This window comes from Sulfitobacter sp. SK011 (genome assembly GCF_003352065.1).
Lineage (GTDB): Bacteria > Pseudomonadota > Alphaproteobacteria > Rhodobacterales > Rhodobacteraceae > Sulfitobacter.
Genome location: NZ_CP025803.1, coordinates 1,188,038 through 1,211,761, shown reverse-complemented (window position 1 = coordinate 1,211,761; position 23,724 = coordinate 1,188,038). Strand labels below are relative to the sequence as shown.

The 23,724-nt window shown below is 58.0% G+C and carries 22 protein-coding genes and 2 pseudogenes; 12 read left to right on the top strand and 12 right to left on the bottom strand.

Going from position 1 to position 23,724, the window contains the following annotated elements:
* From C1J02_RS05945 to C1J02_RS05920, 6 genes are all read right to left on the bottom strand, one after another.
* A complete protein-coding gene (locus tag C1J02_RS05945; RefSeq protein WP_162798249.1) occupies positions 1 to 1,377 on the bottom strand; it encodes a polysaccharide biosynthesis/export family protein in 1,377 nt (458 codons plus the stop codon).
* Between the two features lie 28 nt (positions 1,378 to 1,405).
* Positions 1,406 to 3,616 (bottom strand): Wzz/FepE/Etk N-terminal domain-containing protein, encoded by a 2,211-nt coding sequence (locus C1J02_RS05940; protein ID WP_114877761.1) that lies wholly within the window; start codon positions 3,614 to 3,616, stop codon positions 1,406 to 1,408.
* A 28-nt stretch (positions 3,617 to 3,644) separates the two neighbouring features.
* Entirely contained in the window at positions 3,645 to 5,009 is a 1,365-nt protein-coding gene (locus tag C1J02_RS05935) for an O-antigen ligase (RefSeq protein WP_162798248.1), read from the bottom strand.
* Between the two features lie 307 nt (positions 5,010 to 5,316).
* The gene (locus C1J02_RS05930; RefSeq protein ID WP_162798247.1) at positions 5,317 to 6,069 is read right to left on the bottom strand and encodes a family 16 glycosylhydrolase; all 753 of its coding nucleotides are present in this window, start codon (positions 6,067 to 6,069) and stop codon (positions 5,317 to 5,319) included.
* Positions 6,070 to 6,271: 202 nt separating this feature from the next.
* On the bottom strand, positions 6,272 to 7,204 hold the full coding sequence (locus tag C1J02_RS05925; RefSeq protein WP_162798246.1) for a sulfotransferase: 933 nt from the start codon (positions 7,202 to 7,204) through the stop codon (positions 6,272 to 6,274).
* A 284-nt stretch (positions 7,205 to 7,488) separates the two neighbouring features.
* On the bottom strand, positions 7,489 to 8,007 hold the full coding sequence (locus tag C1J02_RS05920; RefSeq protein WP_254693216.1) for a hypothetical protein: 519 nt from the start codon (positions 8,005 to 8,007) through the stop codon (positions 7,489 to 7,491).
* Between the two features lie 518 nt (positions 8,008 to 8,525).
* Here C1J02_RS05920 and C1J02_RS05910 point away from each other — a divergent pair.
* On the top strand, positions 8,526 to 8,954 hold the full coding sequence (locus C1J02_RS05910; RefSeq protein ID WP_114877755.1) for a YqaA family protein: 429 nt from the start codon (positions 8,526 to 8,528) through the stop codon (positions 8,952 to 8,954).
* A gap of 63 nt (positions 8,955 to 9,017) precedes the next feature.
* On the opposite strand, the gene C1J02_RS05905 is transcribed toward C1J02_RS05910, so the two are convergent.
* From C1J02_RS05905 to C1J02_RS05895, 3 genes and pseudogenes are all read right to left on the bottom strand, one after another.
* A complete protein-coding gene (locus C1J02_RS05905) occupies positions 9,018 to 9,554 on the bottom strand; it encodes a putative glycolipid-binding domain-containing protein (RefSeq protein WP_114877754.1) in 537 nt (178 codons plus the stop codon).
* Between the two features lie 376 nt (positions 9,555 to 9,930).
* A pseudogene (locus C1J02_RS05900) lies at positions 9,931 to 10,479 on the bottom strand (carbohydrate kinase); the annotation flags it as partial.
* Entirely contained in the window at positions 10,476 to 10,574 is a 99-nt protein-coding gene (locus tag C1J02_RS05895; protein ID WP_368073767.1) for an L-rhamnose mutarotase, read from the bottom strand. The pseudogene C1J02_RS05900 and the gene C1J02_RS05895, both read right to left, overlap by 4 nt.
* A gap of 36 nt (positions 10,575 to 10,610) precedes the next feature.
* Between C1J02_RS05895 and C1J02_RS05890 the strand changes: the two genes are divergently transcribed.
* From C1J02_RS05890 to C1J02_RS05860, 7 genes and pseudogenes are all read left to right on the top strand, one after another.
* The gene (locus C1J02_RS05890) at positions 10,611 to 11,096 is read left to right on the top strand and encodes an SDR family oxidoreductase (RefSeq protein WP_254693215.1); all 486 of its coding nucleotides are present in this window, start codon (positions 10,611 to 10,613) and stop codon (positions 11,094 to 11,096) included.
* Positions 11,097 to 11,106: 10 nt separating this feature from the next.
* Positions 11,107 to 12,007: pseudogene (locus C1J02_RS05885) on the top strand (sugar isomerase).
* Between the two features lie 155 nt (positions 12,008 to 12,162).
* Positions 12,163 to 12,837 (top strand): aminoacyl-tRNA hydrolase, encoded by a 675-nt coding sequence (pth, locus tag C1J02_RS05880; protein ID WP_114877753.1) that lies wholly within the window; start codon positions 12,163 to 12,165, stop codon positions 12,835 to 12,837.
* The gene (locus tag C1J02_RS05875; protein WP_114877752.1) at positions 12,834 to 13,874 is read left to right on the top strand and encodes a DUF2332 domain-containing protein; all 1,041 of its coding nucleotides are present in this window, start codon (positions 12,834 to 12,836) and stop codon (positions 13,872 to 13,874) included. The genes pth and C1J02_RS05875 overlap by 4 nt, the downstream gene beginning before the upstream one ends.
* A gap of 102 nt (positions 13,875 to 13,976) precedes the next feature.
* Positions 13,977 to 15,140, top strand: coding sequence for a serine hydrolase (locus C1J02_RS05870; RefSeq protein WP_114877751.1), 1,164 nt, complete (start codon positions 13,977 to 13,979; stop codon positions 15,138 to 15,140).
* 7 nt (positions 15,141 to 15,147) lie between these two features.
* Entirely contained in the window at positions 15,148 to 15,534 is a 387-nt protein-coding gene (locus tag C1J02_RS05865) for a DUF2237 family protein (protein WP_114877750.1), read from the top strand.
* Between the two features lie 119 nt (positions 15,535 to 15,653).
* Positions 15,654 to 16,235 (top strand): DUF4893 domain-containing protein, encoded by a 582-nt coding sequence (locus tag C1J02_RS05860; RefSeq protein WP_114877749.1) that lies wholly within the window; start codon positions 15,654 to 15,656, stop codon positions 16,233 to 16,235.
* A 9-nt stretch (positions 16,236 to 16,244) separates the two neighbouring features.
* Here C1J02_RS05860 and trpB read toward each other — a convergent pair whose 3' ends face one another.
* Complete coding sequence (gene trpB, locus C1J02_RS05855; RefSeq protein WP_114877748.1) at positions 16,245 to 17,477, bottom strand: tryptophan synthase subunit beta; 1,233 nt, start codon at positions 17,475 to 17,477, stop codon at positions 16,245 to 16,247.
* Positions 17,478 to 17,583: 106 nt separating this feature from the next.
* Complete coding sequence (locus C1J02_RS05850; RefSeq protein ID WP_114877747.1) at positions 17,584 to 19,542, bottom strand: AsmA family protein; 1,959 nt, start codon at positions 19,540 to 19,542, stop codon at positions 17,584 to 17,586.
* Positions 19,543 to 19,607: 65 nt separating this feature from the next.
* Between C1J02_RS05850 and rimO the strand changes: the two genes are divergently transcribed.
* From rimO to C1J02_RS05830, 4 genes are all read left to right on the top strand, one after another.
* Positions 19,608 to 20,987, top strand: a complete 1,380-nt coding sequence (gene rimO / locus C1J02_RS05845) for a 30S ribosomal protein S12 methylthiotransferase RimO (RefSeq protein WP_114880399.1) — start codon at positions 19,608 to 19,610, stop codon at positions 20,985 to 20,987.
* Positions 20,988 to 21,305: 318 nt separating this feature from the next.
* A complete protein-coding gene (locus C1J02_RS05840) occupies positions 21,306 to 21,773 on the top strand; it encodes a hypothetical protein (RefSeq protein WP_162798245.1) in 468 nt (155 codons plus the stop codon).
* 265 nt (positions 21,774 to 22,038) lie between these two features.
* On the top strand, positions 22,039 to 22,407 hold the full coding sequence (locus C1J02_RS05835; RefSeq protein ID WP_254693213.1) for a hypothetical protein: 369 nt from the start codon (positions 22,039 to 22,041) through the stop codon (positions 22,405 to 22,407).
* Positions 22,408 to 22,478: 71 nt separating this feature from the next.
* Positions 22,479 to 23,108 carry a hemolysin III family protein gene (locus tag C1J02_RS05830; protein WP_114877745.1) on the top strand — a complete coding sequence of 210 codons (630 nt, stop codon included), beginning with the start codon at positions 22,479 to 22,481 and terminating at the stop codon, positions 23,106 to 23,108.
* Here the strand turns inward: C1J02_RS05830 and C1J02_RS05825 are convergent.
* Entirely contained in the window at positions 23,096 to 23,449 is a 354-nt protein-coding gene (locus tag C1J02_RS05825; protein WP_114880397.1) for a YigZ family protein, read from the bottom strand. The genes C1J02_RS05830 and C1J02_RS05825 overlap by 13 nt on opposite strands.
* Positions 23,450 to 23,724 lie beyond the last annotated feature (275 nt).

The window sequence follows — 23,724 nt, the reverse complement described above, 5'->3', positions numbered from 1 at the left end:
TCAGGTCGGCGGGATATCAGCGGTGGCTGCGGCTGGGTCCGTCTTGTCAGCGCCCGACAACGACCCCGGCAGGCTTCCCTGCTCTAAGACGCCGCTTTCCGCAGGTGACAGTCTGCGCACCGGAATACTGTCGTTGGGACTGGGAGCATCCAGCACAACTTCAAGGACATCCCGGCCTTCCAAAAGGTCATTCCGTCCCACAGCAAAGGTTGTTGGTCCTTCAGAGCCCGTTCTCGTGACCTGCAACTGGGGCGGCGACATGACCGAAAGCTCAACCAACCCGTTTCCGGTGCGCATCGCTTCGGCAAAAAGGGCGGCCTCGGTTTCCATCCTGATGCGCAACTCTCCAATCGCGGCGCGTTGATCCTGCAACCCCTGCACCCGTTCCCGGCTGCGTTCGTTCGTCAGTTTCAATCGGTCGCGGCGCGTCTCGTTGAGACGTTGTTCGGCATTCAGTCGGGCCGTATCGACTTCAAGAAGCCGGACCTGCTGATCCGCGACGTCGCGTTGCAGGTTGCTCTGACGCGCAACGGTGGTCAGGCCGCGTTCCACAAGGCCGGCGGCGTTTTCCAGTTCGTCCTCCAGCAATTTGAGTTGCTGTTGACGCAGTTCGGCCTGCACCCGCAGGCTATTGATCCGTTCCTGCAGCAAGGCTTCAAGCTCATCTATCTGCGCGAGGCTGGACGCAAAGGCGGATTTCTGGGACTGCAAAATCCGCTGCTCCTGCGCGATCAATTCAGCGCCCAGCGGTGCAGACAAAAGTTCTTTGGGCGGCATCATTTCTAATCCGGCTTCCTCGGCCTCCAACCGCGCCAGCGTTGCAAGACGTCGCAGCAATTCAAGCTCCATCACGCGGTAGGTGCCAAGAGAGTTCAGCGCACCGCGTTCACCGCGCACCAATGCCGGGCTGGCCCGGTCAACCCCGCCTGCAAGGCTGAGCGCCTGAAGCACGGTCATTTGTGGCGCATAGGGATAGGCACCCGGCGACCGCACATCCCCCGTCACATAGATCGGTGCAAAATCTGTAATGGTCACGATGGCCTGAATTTCGCCATTCAACCCCAAGCGCTCCTGCACGCGCTGCGCTATGTCTGCGCCCAGTTCATCCGGTGCCATGCCCGCGGCGGGCATGTTCCCGATCAAGGGCAGCGTCACCGTACCAGAACTGCTGATCAGGAACGCGCCTCCGACCGCCTCCCACGCGGTATAGGTTTCCTGAATGGGATCCCAGCGTCCGACCCGAATATCAATGGTCTGCTGTGGCGCGAGAATCTCAACGGCAGCAATCCCGGCCTCGGTCGAAGTCTGCGCAATAGCCTGCGTGGAAAAGACCGGATGCAAGCCAAGCGCCAACACAACGCCCAGGCCTGTAGCCATCTTTGACAAGTGCGCTGTTAACCGGGCCTTATGCATTGATCTCAAGCTCTTCGTAACTCCCAGCGCTGATGTACCGCCGCGCTGTCGCCAGCTCTGCATCTTCAAGAACCGTGGTCGCGAGACAGCTGTGGAACCTAGGGTGATCCATCAGCGCATCTGTGACGAAACCCGGCAATACCTGCCCCCAGGGCACGCGCAGTATTGTGCTGTCATAGCTCCATGAATGGGGGTCTGACCGATCTGCCAGACTAAGAGGCCGCAGGGCGACCAGGACAAAGCTGAATTCATCGCGCAGAAATTTGGCCATCATGTTCAAGTCGACATCGCTGGTCTCTGTGCCCGCTTGCTCGGACCAGCTTTCCAGTACTTTCTGCAGGAGTACGGTTTCCGGACCCTTCGCGTTCGGCCCGGGGATGGCCTCCGGCGGCAACTTCTCTTCATGAATAAGCAATACGCGCCGGGCACCGTTCTGGGACAGGTGCGCAGCCAGTGCTGTAGGCAAAGCATGGTGATCTTCCAAACCCGGTGACAGTGGCGCGACTGCGACCAGCAAGCCACCGGGCTTCTGGCGGTTTGCTTCGCATGCCTGTGCCAGCCGTTCGATGGTGCGCAGACGCGTGGGCTTCCACGCCGCGTCGTCACGGCTCTTTTCACCCGGCAACAGCCCAGCACAGTTTATGCCAACCTCCTGCCGCAAGGTGGACATCCTGCGGACCGGTTTCGGCAGCAATTCCCGTGCCGTTCCGATCAAAACACCCAGCATGCCGCCCAGCAATAGGCCCGCAAGAAGCATCGCCTTTTTGCGCGGGCTGGACGCACTTTTTGGGACTTCTGCGGGTGAGATGATCTTGATCGCAGCGATCGGGAACCCTTGCTGCTGCATCGTTACCTCAAGCCGGGCGAGGTAGTCGCGATAGACCTGAGCATAGGTTTCCGAAATTGCCTCAAGCTGTTGCAACCTGCCACGCAGGGCAAGGTTTTCGTCGGATGTACCGGTGATTGCCTGAAGATCGGTGCGCAGTGACTCTTCTCGGCTGCGCGAAATGTTGTAAGCCACGCGCGACGCTTCGGTTGCCTGTTCCAGCTCAACCTCGATGGCTTCCTTGAGCAACGCCATGCTGCCGCTGAGTTGTTGGGCCTGCGGATGCTCTGCTCCAAACTGATCGACCAGACGGCGATAGCGCAGGCGCGCATCCAGATAATCGCGGCGCAGCGCGTCGGTGTCTGCCCCGATTTGCCCGCCAACGACCGGCACCACGATAATCTCTTCTCCGTCTTTGGAACGGGCCAGCAGCGACTCCACGCTTTCAAGCCGCGCTTCGGCTTCGGCGGCATCGGCAGCTGCGGTCATCAACTTACTGGCCAGTTCCGATTGCTGTTGTTCGGTCAACAGGTTCCCGCGCACCTGCACCAGATTGTTGGCGGCGCGAAACTCATAAACGGCCGACGCCGCTTCGGTGCTTTTCTGTTCCAGCACGTCAAGACGCTCGCGAAGCCAGTCTTCGGCCTTGGCAGCGATCTCATTCGTGGTGCCAAGCTGAAAGCTCTCGTAAGCCGATCCATAGCCGCGCGCGATGAGGGCCGCCCGCCTTGGTTCAAAATCTGAAAATTTGATTTCGATGACAAGACTGCGGCCCAGACGCGAGACATTCAAACGATCACGCAAAATCTGGGCTGCGCGGTCCCGGTCAGTAACCTCCAGATCAGAGCCCAGCATCGGCACCGCGTTCTCAGCATTGTCCCCGTCGGCAGGCGTTTCCGACACCGGTGGCGCAGGTGTCAAAAGCCGCGCCAGCGGGTCGGTCAGCGACGAAACCGCACCGATTACCTGTTGCGTGGCACCCACCGGGGGCGACAGAAAGTCAGCATCCTCATCAAGGTTCAGCAGATCGACAACCTGATAGGCAAGCGCACGTGATCTGATGATCTCAATCTCGCTCTGGACAGCAGTATCGGAACGCACGGCATTTGGCAGGGGCGACACTTCGTTAAGCAAATCTGCGCGCTGTTCGTCCAGCAGCACCGTTTCAGCGGCTGTGTACCGAGGTACGGAACCTAGTATCATCAGAACCGCAATCACCAGACCGATCGCTGCAAAGATCATCACCAGACGGAACTGCCGCCGCATGGCGCGCACCATGCTGCCCACGTCCACCCGCAGTTCATCGCGGTACCCACCGAGGGGATGCACGTTGTCCTTCGTCCATGTAATGCGCCGTTCCTGAACCGGTCTTGTCATTGCAAAAACTCCGTAAGCTTGCCGGTGGTCATTGTACGACCCCGCTCAGGGTGCCCAGTGACGGATGCCGAAGCCGCCGCATGGGCCTGGACATATCCGTCACGTGACGAACGCTGTGGTTGTGATTGTGGTCAAACAGCCGCAAAAGCACGAAGGCCACCAGGAATGTGCCGGCCGTGTGCGGCGTGATGAAATCAACTTCCGCTGCGGACCTTACAAGAAACAGGATCGCCAGCCCTGACAGCAAGATCAGCGATCCAGCCCTGCCGCGCCCCAGCGCCGCGCTCAGCGGCATGACGAACAACAACAGACAAAGCCCCCCGACCAGCGCCAATCCGATCAGCCCGGTCCCAACATAGGTTTCGATAAGCAGGTTGTGAAAATGAAAACCGGTCCGGGCTGTGATATAGAACTCTTCCCAAAGCAGCTCTGCTGCGGGGCGTCCGTGGCTCCAGAAGGCGTTGTATCCAAGACCCAGAACCGGCTGCTGCTCGCCGAACTCAAGCGCCTCGCTCCACAGATAGGTGCGGCCCGTCAGGCTTGAATCCTTGCCAAAAGCGGCGAGCACCGCGTCGAATGCGCCCAAGCGATAGCTGGCAAATCCCATCGCAACACTGCCCATCAGCACCAGAAAAACAGCGGCCCGCCGAAGCCACGGTGCCAGCATCAGCACCACGCCCATGAACATGATCGCGGCGAAGGCTGCAAATGCAGACAGCAGCGAAGTCGCAGAATCTGACATCCACAACATGATCAGGCCAGCCCCGGCAGTGAGGAAGGCCAAGGGTTGCAACGCCCTTTGGCTTTGGAAGATCCAGACCAGTGACAAGGAGAACAGGATCGACAGCGTCGCAAAATAACCCAGCTGGTTCTTCGACGAGAATGCGCCGTTAAAGGCAAAATCACCGTCGATATAGTCGTAGGAATACCCCCCGTTCACCGCCGAATAGAGCAGCACAAGAAGCCCGCCAATTGTGCCGCCAAGCGCAAGGTTCGCCATGGATGTGATCCGCGCAGCAACCAGCCCGGCAAAGAATGTGATACCGTATTGGATCGCGGAACGCAGCGTGGTGGCAGGCACATCACTCCACAACAGCGACAGCGCAAAGAAGAACGGCACCGTCAAAAGCAGCAGGACCGGCCCAAACCTGCCGATCAGCACGCGTGGTGCGATCACAAAAGGCAACAACCAGCAGGCATAGAGGGCCAGAATTGAAAGCGGGCCAAAATTGACCGAATAGGCAAAGACGACCATGGAAAGCGCAATTGCTGGCACGGTGTATGCCGTGTTCTGATTTGGATCGACAATCGTGGCCTGACGCATGTTCATCTGATCTACAGTCCATACCCTGCTGTCTTCAAAGGCTGCCAGATCCAGATGCCTCGGGTCCACATCGGCTGCCTACTGACAGCAAATGCAGCACATCCTACGCTTTTTGCGCTGCTGGATGGTCGGCCTCGGCTGGCTCTGCCATATCTTTCAAGTACCCTCAGTTTAACCAGTAAAAACAAGAAGAACCAGCGATTTGGAAGCTGCGGCCTTTTGCGATGTTCAATCAGTAGGCGAAATTGCGCCCTCGACAACCCGTTCATCAAAAATTTGGAACAGCGGCGCGACCGGCGGCACTCATCCGGCCGAAAGCCTCTTACGCCCCAATCCGGCGCGGTCTGCGCCGATGCCCCATTGATATTCACAGCCGTCATTGCGCCACATCGACCCCGTCCAGACACAGCACCGATTGCTCAAACCCACATTCAGCGCCCTGTTCGGTGTAGGCCAGCCAGTCCACCGCAAGGGTCTGCGGCGCTGATCCGTGATCGAACGATCCCATCCAATCGACAAGTGTGTCGGTCGACCATAAACTGAGGTAGATCTTTTGCGGCTCATTGGGCAGCGTGCCCGCGCGCACGTCGCGGATCAACTTTCCATCAATGAACCAGCGAATGCGGTCCGGTTCCCAGATGAAGGCGTAATTGCGAAACTCGCCATCGTTCTGCATTGCCAGGAATTCCGTGTTCTCGCCATTCTTTGCCGTGTGAAAATTGGTCTGAAGTTTCGGGCCTTGCGGCGCGATAAACTCAAAATCGATCTCGTTATGCGGGCGATCCTGCGGTGCGCCAATGAAGGTGAACAGGTTCGCGTTCATCCCACTGGCAAAGGGCACTTTCATGCGTGCCTCGTATGTTCCGTATCCATAGCGCGCCTTCGTCTGTATCTCACCGCAGCTAAAAGACCGATCTTCCTTGGCATCGGCGGTGAGCGACAAAAGAAGCTTTCCGTTCGCAATCTCTACGCGATCCTTGTGCCATAAACAGCTCTGGTGCTTGCCATTGGCCCAACCGCTCGATGTGAACCATCTGGTTTTGGACAAGCGGTCAAACGGCTCAAAGAACGACGACCCGGCCTGCGCATGTGACGGCCCGGTCAGCGACACGGCAAGGGCGAGTGTCATCAAGAATAGGTGTGCTGAATGGCTTTTCATATCGCGTATGGTCCTGTTCTACAGAGGCACTTTGCCCTCAGCGAAACTATGTCCGCGCGGGGTATCAGACAAACAGCAAGCAACACCTACGCGGCAATTCGCCGAGGCAGCACAGGCGGACCATCCGTCGCATGGGCAGCGCCCAGCCAAGCTGAATTTCCGACCCCATGCGTCATTGCGAAAAACCCGGCCAGTGCTGGCTCAAATCTTGCCCCAGCAGCGCCGAAAGCCCGGCATTGCGGTCCGAAAGATGTCGGGTCAGGTATGCGCGTGTTCTTGCCTGCATTTCGGATGGCGGATGATCCTGGGTCAAAATGCGGCGCGCCACGAAGCGGAACCAGTGCTGGTACGCCTTATGCGCAATCCGCGACCAAAGCCGTACGTCCCCGCCAAAGTGTCGTTTGTACCGGTATCTGACCAGAAGTCGCCCCACACGATTCAGGCGCAGTAGCGTTTTCATCTTTGCGGGATACTTTGTTTTGTTGTGCCATGTATCGATGGCCCCAACCGAAACGGGCGCGAGCCCGAGAAAGTCCGTCACGCCGTCCATCACCTCTTGCTGGTTTGTTTTGAATTCCTCAAACAAGACGACGTGAACACGCGCCGCACCAAGCGCGTCGCGGAATTCCCGCAAGGCAGGCGCATAGGTTGATCCAAGGATAATAGACGGCTCCTGGCTCAGCGCCCTTTCGAATGACAAATGCGTACGCCCACTGCGCAAAAGATGCCAATATTGCGAAAAAGCACGCTTTACCGGATCGCGCAGCATAAAGATTATCTTTACGTTCTGATCCGCCGCCTTGATGCGGTGGGCCGCAACATCGGACATCAGATAGGTCGTTGTATCCTCGCCGATCAAACTTCCGTTCGGTGCTTCTGCAAACCGGCTTCGGTACCAATCCTGAAATGTCGGATCTTCGGGATCGCGCCATGACAAATCATTTCCGTGGACCTCAAGAAAGTCGCCATGCGCGATCGGGTCATCCATGTCAAAAAAGTACAATTCGTTTCTGGCGATCCAGATGTCCGGATGCTGGTCCAGCATTTGATGCAGAGAAGTTGTACCGCATTTCGGGGCCCCTCCGATGATAAAATCAGGTGCCAAGAATAGTTCCCATCTTTTTACCAATCGAATTTTCGCCAAATTTGCGTCTGCGTCAGGTCCGGTTGGTGGATCCATAGATTTTATGGCCACCAACCGATTATACTCTAAAATACAGAACGACTTGCAACCCTCACGAGAGGGTATAGGCGGCAGATCGCCTTTTGCGATTACGCAAAACCGTTGGTACCGTCGAAGCAACCCGAACCAATCTCAGCTTATCGTCACATATTGGTATCGATGCTGTCAGGTCGAACGGCCCCCTTCGATGCCAAACTCTTGTGAGTTCAGCTCTTGGTGTCCGTGCCGCTGGGATTGAGTTTATCCAGTCCTTCCGCAACCGAGTCCGCAAAAGAATTTACCATCGCCTCGCAAAAATCCATTTCGGAGGGAAGCACGGCAATATAGCCTTCGGGAACAATCTGATCTCCGGTATAGGCGGCGATATTGATGGGGAAGGTATACCCGCCATCTGCCCCTTCAGGACCAGTGATGCTAACCACGCCTTCCAACTCATTGAATTCTTTGGTGTCGGGCAAGATCGCGGCACCGTTCAGCGCGACCTTGCGAATATCGATCCGAATTTCAGGATCGCCCGCGTCATCGCTGGTTATCACGCGGCTGGCGACTGCTGCCTGAATGTCGGTTGTGATATCGGGGTAAAGCGCCATCGCATTGCTGCCCTCAGCCGCTGACATGGATGCTTCGACGTCAATCACAGATACTTTGTACGTTGCGTCCATGGCAAAGGCTGCACCGCCCAGAGCGATCAGGCTGACACTGGCTGCAAGAGCCGTCTTTTTCATTTTCGTAAACACATCAATGTTCCTTCGGTTTTTCAGCTGCGTTTCGGGCAAGCAGATTTTCCGCTCGTTTCACGCAGGTGTTGTCAAAACAAAGCAAATGCAGCGAAGTTCCGGGAATTATGCCCACCAGACAAAAGCGCGCAGAAATCTGCAATTGTTTGCCGCTGCAGCGCTTTAGATCGGCAAAAAGGGGACCACCTTTCGACTGCCGAGAATGATTTCCGCACCGTTCCGGGTGGGGTCGCAAACCAGTAAGACACCCGATTGTGGCATCCGCCGGCACCCGTTCCATTGTGCCCGGTGCCAAACATCATGTGCCGAATGTCCTGTTTTGCTGATTGAGACTTCATGCCTGCTGATGCTAATGAACTGAGGATCGAAGCCGAATGAGGGTGCTGTCTGTCTATCACTCCGAATAAATAGCACGAACGGCATTCACCATATCCGGGGAAAACCCGTCTCTCATTTCAAAAAATTCGACGCATTCGAGAATGCCGACAGTGGGCAGTGACTGAAACATGATCGCATATATCGGCCTTTTCAGTTCAGCCTTGGTGGCCGCGACGATCCTTCCAATGCAGTCCGAAGCGGTGCTCGTCGGGCTGTTGGTGGCTTCCGCGCACCCGGTATCGATCCTGATCCTTGTCGCCACAGCGGGAAACGTCCTGGGATCTGTCATCAATTGGTATCTCGGTCGATACCTGCTTCGCTTTCAAGACAAGCGCTGGTTTCCAAGTTCGAAGCACCAGCTTGAGCGCGCGCAGGGCTGGTATCGGCGCTATGGCCGGTGGTCCCTTTTGGGCAGTTGGCTTCCTGTCGTTGGTGATCCGCTGACCGTCGTTGCGGGCCTTATGCGAGAGCCGCTCGTCCCCTTTCTGATCCTTGTCACGATTGCAAAGGGAACCAGATACCTTGCGCTGGCGGCACTGGCATTGGCTTGGCTTTAAGAGCCGCAAAAGCCGCGCATCACCCCGCGACCATCCTGAATGCCAACATCGTCTATGGCCGCTTCAGGCCTGCGCTTTCCAATGTCCCTTATAGTCTTTTACGATGCCCTGACTGTCCACTTTCAGGTGCGCAGTGGTGCCTGTCTGCATGTTCTCGCAGTCGTATTTGTTCACATCCGTCCGGCGGTAGACAAGGCGCAGCGGCGTAAGCTGTTGGCTTTCCAGATCAAGCCGCGCCACAAGGACTTGGGCCTCTTCCCCGATGCCGAGCTTCAGACGCCGGATGGGTAATGTCATGGTCGCAGGTGTGAAGCCAAAGTCGACGTCCTGAGCACCGGCAACTTCAGGCACAGCAGTTCCATTCAGCGTCCATGTATCATCGACAGCACGGCGCACGAATATGCGGGATTTTGTGCCAATGCGCACACGCCTTGTTGTCCCGTCTTTACGGGCGCGGACACGGTATCGCAGAACATTCCAGTCGGCGTCCGTTGCCGAACCGTCAATGAGGTATCCGCCCTGGGCCTCGGCAAAACGACACGCGTCATTGCCCAGATTGCCCTGCCGGACCCAAAGGACTGCGTGAGCACCAGCTATCATTTGTCTGCCTCCCTGTTTGGAGTTGTTATACCACAGAATGCGCCCTCTGTGCGGTTGTCAACGCGTTGTCTCTAGGGGGAACTGTGCATTTGAACTATTTGAGGCCAATGCGAGAGGATACCGATCAGCAAACCACCGATCGTAAGCCCGGCCAGGACCAGGTAGGGGCGCAGATGTGTCCACACGACCCTTCGACTGCTGTGATCTTCAGGTTTCGCCCACATGCTGACGCCACTGCGATGCATAGGCGCGCCACTCTGGGCCAGTCTCCGCAATATCTGGCGAAATCGCGGGTACTGCGCCTTGCCGGATCCAAAAAGAAGTGCGGCACCAATGCTGGTGCCGGTCTCCGATTGGCTTTGAAGCACAGGTCGGCCGGTGGCCAAAGATCCGTGTGGCACCCGATTGATGCCACGTCGCTGGCGGTATTCCCCCTCAGCCGATGCCCCCAGTATTGGGGGTATGTCACGATCCGCGCGGTGCGTTCACGCAGGGTCGGATCGGTCAGAAACTGCCAATGAAATTGCGCGCCGATGTTCAATCCGCCCGCAAGGCGAGGTGATCCGGTTTGTGAGAACGGGGGCCTCATCGCATCATAAGCCGCGACAATTTCGGCCGGGAAACGATGCTCGTAGTCCAATATCGGCGCGGCAAGGCTTCCGTCCGCAGCCAGCAATGCCACACAGGCCCCATGCGTGGTGACGGAGATGGCGTCGACGCCATGGGTGCGGTGAAACTGACCCAAGGCGTCCCGCAGAAAATTCCAATGCCCCTCGACATCAAAATGCGGCCACGGCGGGCCGAGGCGTACCGTATTGGGACGGGTAACAACCGCGATTTCAGTGAGTGTCGTCAAATCAACCAGCGGCAGTTTTGCGTTGGTCTTGCCAATGTCGATCACCGCGATATGGCGTGGCTGCGTCATTGCATATGAAAGACGCGCGGCATTGGCACCGCGACAGGTTCGTCACTTGGTCCTGTTTCCATGATGTCAGCCATATGTGCCCACCATTTTTGCATGACCGGGTGTTGAGGTGAGGAAACGACGCTGGAGGTGTGGAACAAAAACATGGCGATCCTGTCGACGGGATATTTCCTTGTCAGTCGCGAGGCGTTCAAGCTTTTCAAGGTTCAGGACATCGGGGGCCTGTGGTTTTTGTCGCCTCGATAAATGGTCTCGCTGCCTCGCCCAATGCATCGGCATATTGCACAGCCAAGGCGTCAGAAATCCACCTCGCCCGGTGTCTCGCATTTGAAGGTGCGCCAATGGGCGTGCGCGTGAATGATGTGGTGAACCCGGACGCGGTGCTCAAGGGGTCCAAGATATGGCAGGGCGATTGGCTGCATAAACGGGCCGGCACCTATGGCACTGACAAGGACGGGCTTGAGGCGATGTACCGCAACCGCTTCATGCTCAAGCTTTCCGTTCTGCCGCAAGACATTGCCGAGGCGGCTTATTTTCTGGCCTCTGATCTGTCGGCCAAATCGACCGGAAACATCATCAACGTAGACGCGGGCAATGTCCAAGCGTTCACCCGCTAAGGAACAGACCATGATCCATCCTGACATCATCGCACAGCGCAACGAACTGGCCGCAGCAAGGATGCATGCCGACTGCGACGCGTTGGGCGCGCATCTGGACCGACGCGGTATCGACATCGAACAGATCAAGGCAAAGGTAGCCACATACGGCGTGGCCGTCCCAAGCTGGGGCGTCGGCACCAGGGGCACGCGGTTTGCAAGGTTCCCCGGCACGGGCGAACCCCGGGACATCTTTGATAAACTGTCAGATTGCGGATTGATCCATCAACTCACCCGCGCAACTCCTTCCGTATCGCTCCATATCCCCTGGGATGCGCAACCTGCCGCCGATCTGAACAGCAAGACCGAAGAAGTCGGGCTGGCCTTTGACGCGATGAACTCCAACACCTTTCAGGACCAGCCGGATCAGGCGCACAGCTATAAATTCGGCTCGCTCGCGCACACCGACGCTGCGACCCGGCAGCAAGCCATCGACCACAACATCGCCTGTATTGAGCTGGGTCAGCAGATTGGATCAAAAGCGCTTACCATCTGGGTCGGCGATGGGTCGAACTTTCCCGGTCAGACCAATTTCACCCGCCAGTTCGAACGCTATCTCGACGCGGCTAAACAGGTCTATAACGCCCTGCCCGACAATTGGACGCTGCTCACGGAACACAAGATGTACGAACCTGCGTTCTATTCTACGGTTGTACAGGATTGGGGCACCAGCCTGATGATTGCGCAGCAGATGGGCAACAACCACGCTCAAAGCCGGTTTCCGCACCGATGTTGAGCCAATTCTGGCAATGGCACGCCTTGAAGCCTGAGGCGCAATTGACCCCGTCGCCACCTACCGCGCGTCCGGTTACCGCCCAAAAGTTTCCACAGAACGCCCGGCCGTCAGTGGCGCAGGGGGCGGTATCGTCTAGGGTCTGAAACCATACAAGAGCCGCGAAAGCCCCAACGGTCCTAAAGCATATTCTAGCCCGCAGAGTTTGCCGTGTGCGACCTCAACGATATCCATTCCATTTCCCTCCCTGACCCCACCTGCTAAGGTCCCAAAAAAAAGCAGGAGCGACCTTGAGTGAAATTGATTGTAGGCCTTGGAAATCCGGGCGCAAAATATGCCCGTAACCGCCATAATATCGGGTTCATGGCGGTGGACCGGATAGCGGCGGATCACGGGTTTGGGCCGTGGAAGGGCAAACACCAGGGCAGCATCAGCGAGGGCCGTTTTGGGTCAGACCGGGCCGTGCTGCTGAAGCCCGAGACATTCATGAACAACTCTGGCCAATCGGTGCAGGCCGCGATGCGTTTTTACAAGGTCGAACCCGGCGACGTGATCGTGTGCCACGATGAAATTGACCTGGCCCCCGGCAAGGTCAAGTGCAAGGTCGGCGGCGGTCACGCAGGCCACAACGGCTTGCGGTCCATCCACGCGCATATCGGGCCGGATTATGCCCGCGTGCGGTTGGGTGTTGGCCATCCCGGTCACAAGGACGCGGTACCGGGATATGTGCTGCGTGATTTTCCCAAAGCCGATGAGGTGTGGCTCGATGATGTGCTGCGCGGCGTCAGCGATGGTGCGCCCTATCTGGTGGCGGGTGATCTGGCAAAATTCATGAATGCGGTCGGCCTGCGGATCTCACCGCCGCGCCCCAGCACCGGGACAAAACCCCCGCCTGCAAAGCCAGCCCCGCCAGAGCCCGCGCAAGACACCCGCAGCGCGGTGCAAAAATTGATGGATCGCTTTAAATGATCTTGCAAGACGCGTTTATGGCGCAGGCGGAGGCCTGTAGGGGCTTAGGCTCGCCCTTTATGGGGCAATTGCTTGGGATATTGGCACAGGATTGGCCCGCTGAAAGCGCGTTGGGCCAGAAATTTGCAGCCTTCACCGGCGATATCGGCCCCGGTGGCCATTCCTTGCCGTTGCGTATCGCGGGTGGGCTGCATGCGCTGGTGCTGAACAATGCAGCAGCAGACCTCAAAGCCGTCTATCCCCCCGCCCAGGCCACCGACAAGGCCTTGCGCGGTGCGATGCTGGACGCGCTCAGAACCCACGAAGCGTTCTTACTGACATGGTGCGACAGCCCGCCTCAAACCAACGAGGTGCGCCGCTCTGCTGCTTTGATCGCAGGCGCGCGCGTGGCGGTGCAGCATTTCAATTTGCCGGTCTGCCTCAGTGAACTGGGTGCCAGCGGCGGGCTGAACATGATGTGGGACCATTATGCGATTGAACTTGAGGGGCGGCGCATTGGCTCGCCAATGCCAGCGGTCATTCTCACGCCCAAATGGCAAGGCCCCCTGCCGCACGACGTGCCGGCGCGCATTGTCCAGCGCGCCGGTGTCGATCTGAACCCGCTTGATCCAAAGCGCGCGGATCATCTGTTGCGGCTCACGGCGTATCTGTGGGCGGATCAGCCTGATCGGTTGGCAATGACCCGCTCTGCCGCCTCGGTTGTGGACGCGCCCATCGCAAAGGCCGATGCAATTGACTGGCTGACCCCGCGTCTGCACAGCGCCCCGCAAGGCCAATTGCACCTGATCCAACATACCGTTGCATGGCAGTATTTTCCCAAAGAAGTGCAGGCGCGTGGACGCGCGGTGATCGAGGCCGCAGGCGCAAGCGCCACCCCAAATCGCCCCCTTGCGTGGCTGTCGATGGAAAGCGACGGCGACACAACGGGCAAACTCGGTGCGGCCCTGACCTTGCGCCTCTGGCCCGGCAACCTGCGCATTGATCTGGGGCGTGCGGATTTTCACGGACGCTGGATCAACTGGGACTACGCTGTCTGACCGGACCTGCATCCATCCCGCCTGCGATGTTGCTCTGGCACCTTGTCAGGGCATGTGATTGGATGGGACCGAGACAACAGGCATAATCAGCAGGGCAGACCCATGCGCACATTCGGAAAATGGCTTGGCCGCATTTTGTTGGCTTTGGTTGTGGCCATCGTGGTTGTCGGCCTGTGGAAGCGCGAACAGATCACCCGCCTGCTGGCCGTGAATTCGCTTTTTTCACAAGAAAAGATCGTCCAGAACTTCAGCCATATGGACGCGGCTTTCCTATCGGTGCCCGTGCCGCGCGGCGATGGCCCGACAAGTGAGCTGTTCTATGGCCCTGAAACTGATCTGCCAGCGGCGGTTGATGCGTGGATCAAGGACCGCACGGTGACCGCACTGCTGGTGCTCAAAGACGGTCAGATCGTCTATGAAAACTACTTTCAAGGCACCAGCGCCGATGACCGCAGGATCGGCTGGTCGATGGCAAAAAGCTATCTTTCCGCGTTGGTCGGCATCTTGATGGCAGAAGGCAAAATCGCCTCGCTGGATGACCCGGTCACCAAATATGCGCCCATGCTGAAGGGCGGTGCCTATGACGGAGCAAGCCTGCGCAATGTCCTGCAGATGGCCAGTGGGGTCGTCTTTGATGAGGATTACCTCGACTTCAATTCTGACATCAACCGCATGGGGCGGGTGCTGGCGCTGGGCGGCAAGATGGATGATTTCACCGCAGCGCTTAAGGCGCGTTTCGCCGAGCCGGGCCAGCAATGGCAATACGTTTCCATTGATACCCATGTCGTCGGCATGGTGGTGCGCGGGGCAACCGGGCGCGGCATCAGCGACCTGCTGAGCGAAAAGGTGATCAAACCCCTAGGGCTTGAGGCCGCGCCCTATTACCTGACCGATGGCGTCGGCACCGCTTTTGTACTGGGCGGGCTGAACATGACGACGCGCGACTACGCCCGTTTTGGCCAGATGTTCGCGCAGGGCGGTGTCTGGCAGGGCAAACGGATCGTGCCGGCCGATTGGGTGGCCGCATCCACCACGCCCAGCGCGCCCACGGCACCGGATCAAACCGGATACGGTCTGCAATGGTGGATTCCACGCGGCGCAGAGCCCGGCGTGTTCATGGCGCGCGGTATCTATGGGCAGTACATTTACATCGACACCACCCGCAATGTCGTGATCGCCACCAACGCCGCCGACCGCCAGTTCCGCGATACTGGCGTGTCTCAACAGAACGAGGATATTTTTCGCCTCATCGCATCCAGCCTGTGAGAACCCCATGACACCTGATCCAAGCCTGAATGTCCTGAACGAACCCCTGGCGCTTTGCGGCACGGACCCTGTCACCGGGTTCTTTCGCGACGGCCATTGCAACACCTGCGTTCAGGATCAGGGCAGCCATACTGTCTGTGCTGTGATGACGGCAGAATTCCTTGCCTATTCGAAATATGTCGGCAACGACCTGAGCACCTCGCGCCCTGAATTCGGCTTTGTGGGTCTCAACCCCGGCGATCCATGGTGCCTGTGCGCCAGCCGGTTTTTACAGGCCGCCGACGAAGGGTGCGGCCCCCAAGTTCATCTGGCCGCGACCCATGTGCGCGCGCTTGATGTGATCCCGCTTGAGGTTTTGCGTGCCCATGCAACTGACGCTGACCCCGATGCATAAAGAGCCGCGCCATGTTGAATAACGACACACCCATTTTTCAGTTCGCCCGCCCTTTTGGCATCCAGGTTCAGGTCTGTGGCTTGATCATCCTGCTGCGGCTGACTGGATAGGTATTGCACATGCTCTCACGGTTGATCCTCGCCCTGTGTGTGGTCCTTGGCACCGCAGCCACAGCCCAGACAACGCTGCGCCCCGAAGATGCTGCGCGGCTTGACGACTTTGCCACAGCCGCTGGCGGCGCGATTTTGCAGGCTCTTTCAGGTGGCGCGCCGGCTGATGTCAGCGCCCTGACCCAAGCGCTTTCTGGCACGCCCCAGATCGCTTTTGATGAAACACTCAACGGTGACTGGAGCTGCCGCACGATGAAGCTAGGGGGGCTGTCGCCACTGGTGGTCTATAGCCCGTTCAAATGTCGGTTTGGCATCGAGAACGATGGTTTTACCTTTGAAAAACTCACCGGATCGCAACGCACAAAAGGCAAGGTCACCTTTCGGGATGGCCGCGCTGTGTATGTCGGCGTCGGCTTTGTGGCCGGGGTGACACCGCCCGCATATGCAGACCTGCCGCCCGATTTTAGGTCGGACGGCAGCGTGCAAACCGACGTGGCAATTCTTGAACGGATCAGCCCCACACGTGCGCGGTTGATGTTTCCCTCACCCGCGGTGGAAAGCGACTTCGATATCCTCGAACTGACCCGCTAGACCTGGGCTTCAGGCAAACGCGCCCATCTCAAACCCAAGCGCTTTTGCCACGGTAAAGATGTCTTTGTCGCCACGCCCGCACATGTTCATGCAGATGATGTGGTCCTTTGGCAAATCGGGGGCAATCTTCATCACATGCGCGAGCGCATGGGACGGTTCCAGCGCGGGGATGATCCCCTCCAATTCACACGACAGCTGAAATGCCGCCAGCGCCTCCACATCGGTGATCGACACGTATTTGGCCCGGCCAATTTCGTGCAACCACGCATGCTCTGGCCCGATACCGGGATAATCGAGGCCCGCCGAGATCGAGAACCCCTCAAGGATTTGCCCGTCATCGTCCTGCAGCAGATAGGTCCGGTTGCCATGCAGCACGCCGGGCCGCCCGCCAGTCAAAGAGGCGCAATGCTCCATCTTGGCATTCACGCCCTTGCCGCCCGCCTCCACGCCAATGATGTTGACCTCTTTGTCGTCCAGAAACGGAAAGAACAGGCCCATCGCGTTGGAGCCACCGCCAATCGCGGCAATCACGGTATCGGGGAAACGCCCCTCAGCTTCGGTCATCTGTTCGCGCACTTCCTTGCCAATGATGCTTTGGAAATCGCGCACCATTGCAGGATAGGGATGCGGGCCCGCGACCGTGCCGATGCAGTAAAACGTATCACGCACGTTGGTGACCCAGTCACGCAACGCGTCGTTCATCGCGTCCTTGAGGGTGCCGCGTCCGGATGTGACCGGCACAACCTCGGCCCCCAGCAGCCGCATGCGAAACACGTTCGGTGCCTGCCGCTCCACATCATGCGCGCCCATATAGACGACGCATTTCAAACCGAACTTGGCACAGACCGTGGCCGTTGCCACCCCGTGCTGGCCCGCGCCGGTTTCCGCAATGATCCGCTTTTTGCCCATGCGCCGTGCCAGAATAATCTGACCCAGCACGTTGTTGATCTTATGCGCGCCGGTGTGGTTTAGCTCGTCACGCTTCATATAGACCTTGGCACCGCCCAGGTGATCGGTCAGGCGTTCGGCGAAATAAAGTGGGCTGGGACGGCCCACATAATGGGTCCACAGATGGTTCATCTCGGCCCAGAAACTATCGTCGGTCTTGGCCTTTTCGTATTCCTGCTCAAGCTCAAGGATCAGCGGCATCAGCGTCTCAGAGACAAACCGCCCGCCGAAATCGCCAAAACGGCCATTTTCATCGGGACCATTCATGAAAGTGTTAAAAAGATCGTTGGCCATTGGGCACGCTCCTGTCACGGGTTCCTGCCCCGTTTACCCCAGCATCACGGCCTGCGAAAGCCAAGAGTTTTGCGAAAGGCTCGCGCACAATCGCCCCGATATACTGTCAGTCAAATATCTTGAGCAACTCGCGCTTCAGCTTGTCCTCAAGCTGGTCCTTGACCGCATCCTCAACCGATTGACCATCCTGCTGTATGGTGCCCAGTTCATCCTGCAATTTTTCTTGCAGCTTTTGTTTGACCCGCTCTTCGGCCTCTTTTTTCTCAGCGTTGAAATTCAGGTCAATGGCCGCTTTCAAATCCGGCCTGATCGTCGGATCCGCCCATGGCCCGGATATCCGCACCGGCACCGCCAGCCCGCGCGCGCCGTTCACGCGCAAAGCCTTGGGCACGACCGTATAATCCAACGTCTGCGCGCCAATATTGATCTGACCGGAACCCGTGGCATTAAAGTTGGGCAGCAGCATCAGCAGGTCATCATTGCGCAGGACACCAGCCTCAATCACGAAATTTGCAACAAGGGAATCGAACACCGTAGTGCCCCCTTCGACATCAAATGATCCAAGCAGCTTATCAAGGTCGATCCCTTCAATCGCGCCACGCCCCACCTTGATTGCACCATTGCCCCTGAGCGAGCGCATGATGGCATCCACAGTGCCGCCGGCACCCAGGAACGAAACCTCGGCGTCGCCTTTGCCGCTGAACCGGGTCAGATCGGCGGTATCTCTCAGCAGGGGCTGCATCTCGACGCCCAATGCTTTCAAGCTGCCACCGACGGACAATCCATTGCGGTTGTTCATCACAAATTCGCCAGCAAATTTGCCGCCATAGGCCGCCACGTCGCGAAGCTCGAACACCATCCGCGACCGATCATTGGTCAGCAAACTGCGGGTGGCTCCCAGTTTGAGCGCACCCAGATCAATGCTATCGGCCTGCAATGCAATGGCACCGTTGAAGCTGGCAAGACCCCCGGCATCAATCGGCGCTTTTGACCAGCCGTCGATGCCACCGCTGCCTTGGCCGGTACTGCTGCCGCCTGCGCTGGATTGCGCATTGTCGTCCCCGCTCAGCGACGTCAGATCAAGGGTGCCTGCGCTCAGCGTTGCATTGACCTGCGGCACGCCATTGAGGGTCACATCCGCCGCGCCGCGCAGGGTGTTGCCGCCCAGATCCGCCACCAGCTCGCGCAGCGCCAGCCGCCTGTCAGGCGTCAGCGTCACCTGCGCCTTGATATCCGCCTTGCGGCCCAAATTCGCGGGCAAAGTCACATCGCCCAATCCCAACTCACCCAGAAACGCGCCTGTGTCGCTGGTTTTGAACCACATATCGCCCGCCACGGCCCCGTTAAGCGATCCCCGCCCGGTCAGCGTGACACCGCCGCCCTTTGCGCTCAGCCGGGCACGGATCGGCTGCACCGCGCCTGTCAGGAAACTGGCAAAGCCGTCGATCGTCGCCTCAACCGTCACCTTGTCGCGCGCCGGACGTAATGACGCGACAATATCCGCAGGCCCGGTGCTTTCGGGCCAGTCCAGGGACAGATCAACCCCCTGATAGGATACCAGATCAGCGCCTTCGGCATCATAGATCAACGTCGCATCAGTGATTTTCAGCTGTTGAATTGTGACGGCCTTGGCTTTGCGGGCGGGTGATGTCTCGGTCTCAATCTGCGCCTCACCCGTGCCATCGGTAAACTGCCAGGAGGCACGGCCATCGCGGCGCTGCTCCAGCCGGATTGTCGGGCTTTGCGCTTCAATATTGGTGATCTTGATCTCGCCCCCCAGCAAAGACCAGGCATCCACCCCAATCGACGCATTCGAGGTGCTGAGCATCGCGCCGTCTTTGGCCCAATCGGCGTTGCCAACTTCCAACTGTCCGGCGGTCACGCCCAACACAGGCCAGAACGTCATCGACACATCGCCACTGATCGACACCTCGCGCCCGGTCACCTTGCGCAATTGATCCGCTGCAATCTTGGCAATCCGGTCCTTTGGCAAAAGAAACAGAGACCCCACGGCCACCACCACAATCAGCAGCAGCACACCCAATAACCGCATGATCCATTTCATCGCCAACACTCCTCGCCTGTTGCTGGGCCTTTCCCAGACCCTTTGCTTGGCTTATAGCGCAAATGATGAGCACAAACCCACCTAATTTACGCCCCGATCTTGCACCAAAGATGCAGATCACGAACCCGTCCCGCCCCGGCCAGCCCACCATCGGGATGGTATCGCTGGGTTGCCCCAAGGCATTGGTCGACAGTGAGCGTATTCTGACCCGGCTCCGGGCCGAAGGATACGGCGTGTCCCCAGACTATGCGGGCGCGGATGCGGTCATCGTCAACACCTGCGGTTTTCTGGATTCGGCCAAGGCGGAATCGCTGGATGCCATCGGTGAAGCATTGACCGAAAATGGCCGCGTCATCGTCACCGGCTGCCTTGGCGCTGAACCCGACTACATCCGCGAACACCACCCCCGCATTCTGGCTGTCACAGGACCCCACCAATATGAGCAGGTTCTGGATGCCGTGCACAAAGCCGTACCGCCCAGCCCCGACCCATTCATTGACCTGTTGCCTGCCCAGGCGGTCAGCCTGACACCGCGCCACTACAGCTACCTGAAAATCTCGGAAGGCTGTAACCACAAGTGCAAATTCTGCATCATCCCCGACATGCGCGGCCGCCTGCAATCGCGCCCGGCCCATGCGGTGCTGCGCGAGGCGGAAAAGCTGGTGGAAAATGGCGTCAAGGAACTGCTGGTCATCTCTCAGGATACATCGGCCTACGGCGTCGATATCAAACACGCCGAGGATCGCGGCCACCGCGCCCACATCACCGATCTGGCGCGGGATTTGGGGTCTTTGGGCGCGTGGATCAGGCTGCACTACGTCTATCCCTACCCACATGTGCGCAACCTGATCCCGCTGATGGCCGACGGCTTGGTACTGCCCTACCTCGACATCCCCTTCCAACACGCACACCCCGATGTCCTCAAACGCATGGCCCGTCCGGCGGCGGCTTCGAAAACCCTCGATGAAATCGCCGCATGGCGCGATGTCTGCCCCGACATCACCCTGCGCTCGACCTTCATCGTTGGCTATCCCGGCGAGACGGAGGCGGAATTTCAGACCCTGCTCAATTGGATGGATGAGGCGCAGTTGGACCGGGTCGGATGCTTTCAGTACGAAAACGTCGACGGCGCGCGGTCAAACGCCCTGCCCGATCATGTGGCACCTGAGGTCAAACAAGACCGCTGGGATCGCTTCATGGAAAAGGCCCAAAGCATTTCCGAAGCGAAACTCGCCGCCAAAGTCGGCACCCGTATGGATGTGATCATCGACGAGATCGACGAAGACGCCGCCACCTGCCGCACCAAGGCCGACGCGCCCGAAATCGACGGCAACCTGTTCATTGATGAAGGGTTCGAGGGCTTGTCGGTTGGCGATATTGTGACGGTCGAGGTTGAGGAAGCGGGTGAGTATGATTTGTGGGGGCGGGTCGCCTCCGCCGACTAAGCTCAACCAAAGCCAGCGCGTAAGCCGGGCAGCGCCGGACCGGGGCATGGCGATTCTGCCCTTCGTGACGACCACTTTATGGTCGCCAAACACATCGCGACCCAAAAACGAAACACTCAGCCTCACCAAAACGCCAGCCCGTGGGGCTTGATTCCGGGTCGGGGTATTTTTCGACGGCAGCTATGAACCCATCGTGTTCCATATCAATCATTGCCAGTGACCACTGATTTCGACGCTCTTCATGCGAAAAGCCGGAAAATAAATCATTTGAACCGATCAATCTTTATGTACAGTTCAACAAATGGTCAGGAGAAATTCATGAAACCTTCCGTTTTCAACATAGCTCTCGTAGGTTTTTTGACCGCAAGTCCGGCTTTTGCCGAGGAACGTATCGAGATCAACAATATCTATCCGCTCAATCAGGAATACTTCCAGCTGTCGGACAGTGTATATTTTATGCAGGACAACCGAGGCTACTTTGAAGTTGTTGAAGGCCCATTGGAAGAAGGGCCTGCGCGTTGTGTTGGAGGGGGCTTCGGTGCGCAAAACGGCGAAAACTCTATACAGGGCGTCTGTGTGTTCGGAGAGGGGGAAGACACATTCACCATGCGTTGGAAAGCGGGGGAACAAGGCAAAGCGAACGATTGGTCTATTGTCGGCGGAACTGGAAAGTTCGACGGAATGACAGGCCAAGGGATCGCTACGACAGGTGCCGAAATTATGTACAAGGCAATGCCATTGAGGCAGTCGCACATTACTGGGACGGTCAACATCCCAAAGAACTAGAAACGGTGCTTGATTTCTGTCTCGTTGAACGGGGGCAAAGTCGGCACAGCACCCATTCCTGCGGGCAGTTGGGCGCAGCCTGTGTCACGTGCACAAACTGAAGCGTTAGAATCTGCAAAACCTAAGCCAATATCCGCTCATGTAGTTGCAGGAACCGCCCGGCACCCCACATCTGGTAGGTAGAGCAGAACAGGTTCATCCTTCCTCTTGCAAATGTTCCCTATATGTTCTATATATTAACAATATGAGAACAAGGAACGCTGTCATGTCCTTTCAACCCCAGTTTCCCGGCATCTTTACCCCCGCCCAAGGGGCCACACCTGTGCAGCACGATCTGCCGCTGACGCAGCCATTGGCCGCCACGGAAAAACAGATCGCCTACGCCCGTATTCTGGCCGCGAAATCCCACAGGGCCCTGCCACAGGGGATCACACAGGACCGTGCCAAATTGTCGGCATGGATCGACGCGCACAAGGCCCCCGCGCCCAAGGGCAAGTTCGACAATTATCCGTCGTCCAAGCAGGTCGCCTTTGCCGAACGCATTGCCCGGCTCAAACGCCGCGACGTGCCGCGCGAGTGTTTTCACGACAGAACCCTGATGTCGCGGTGGATTGATGGCAACAAACCGCGCTGATCCAGGCACCGACGTTTTACTGACGCTAAGTCATGCATGGTCTCTTAACCATCTGGTGCTAGCATCTGGTCATGCCCTACCCTACGACCCCAGCTGAAACTTTGGCCGACGGCACCGTGCATTTCGCGGGATTGGCGTTTGCCATTCCGGCAAGTTTTTTGTTGCTGGTGCAAGCTGCGGGCACGAACGCGCCCACGGTCGCCACGGCGATCTATGCGGGCTGCATGATTTTTGCCTTTGCCGCCTCTGCGGTCTATCACCTGATGCCGTTTGATCAGCCCCGCGCCCTGTTGGGCCGGATTGATCACGCGGCAATTTATTTCAAGATAGCAGGGACTTATACCCCACTTGTGATGATCATTGGCACCGGCTTTGCTTACGGTATCCTTGCGGTTGTCTGGATCATAGCGGTGCTTGGCGCCATTGCAAAACTGTTCTTTTGGCGCACCGATGCGCGTGGTTCACTGGCGCTTTATCTTGGTATGGGGTGGCTGTCCGTGCTGCTGGTCTGGCCGATGCTGGACAAGTTGCCGGGCATGGCCGTTGCATTGATCGGCATTGGCGGGCTGACCTATTCTGTCGGCACGATCATCTACAAACGTGACGGAATGCCCTATCAAAATGCGATCTGGCATGTGTTTGTCCTGATCGCCTCAATCTGCATTTTTTCGGCTATCAGCCTCAGTGTTCAGACCACCTGATCAAGATACATCCGCACGCAGGTCTGCACATGGCGAAACCGATCCCCACCTAAATGCTTGCCGCCAAACCATCGCGTCACAATGATCAGATGATCATGCAGTGCCTCGCGTTCCAGCATGCGCACAATCACCATCCCCGCGCCCGCCTCGCCATCATCGCCCTTAAGCGCGCCGGACGTCGACAGTAGAACCGCCCATGTATTGTGGGTCGCTTTGGCGTATGATTTGTCTCTTTTCAGCGTCTTAAGCGCCGTATCAACGCCCGCGCGGTCCTGCACAAGTCCACCCGAAACCGCGTATTTAGATCCCCGGTCAGACAGGACATGACCCAGTTTGATCAACGCTGACATATCTGCCTCTGAGCCCCGCCGTGACCTAAAAACGTGCGCTTAGCCAAGGTTTTCCGCCATAGGCGATCTCTGAACATCTGCCTAACGCGCCCAATATCCACGCGGGTGCCGAGCGGCCATTCTCTGCAGTTTTTCTCGCTTAGTCCTACCGCTTCCGATTGTGTTTTGATCAGTCCTACCGTCAGCTTCAATCTCGCCGAACCATTGATCCAGACCTTTTGGGTCTTGATGTCGCCAATCGGCATCGCCCTCGATCTAACCAAGCC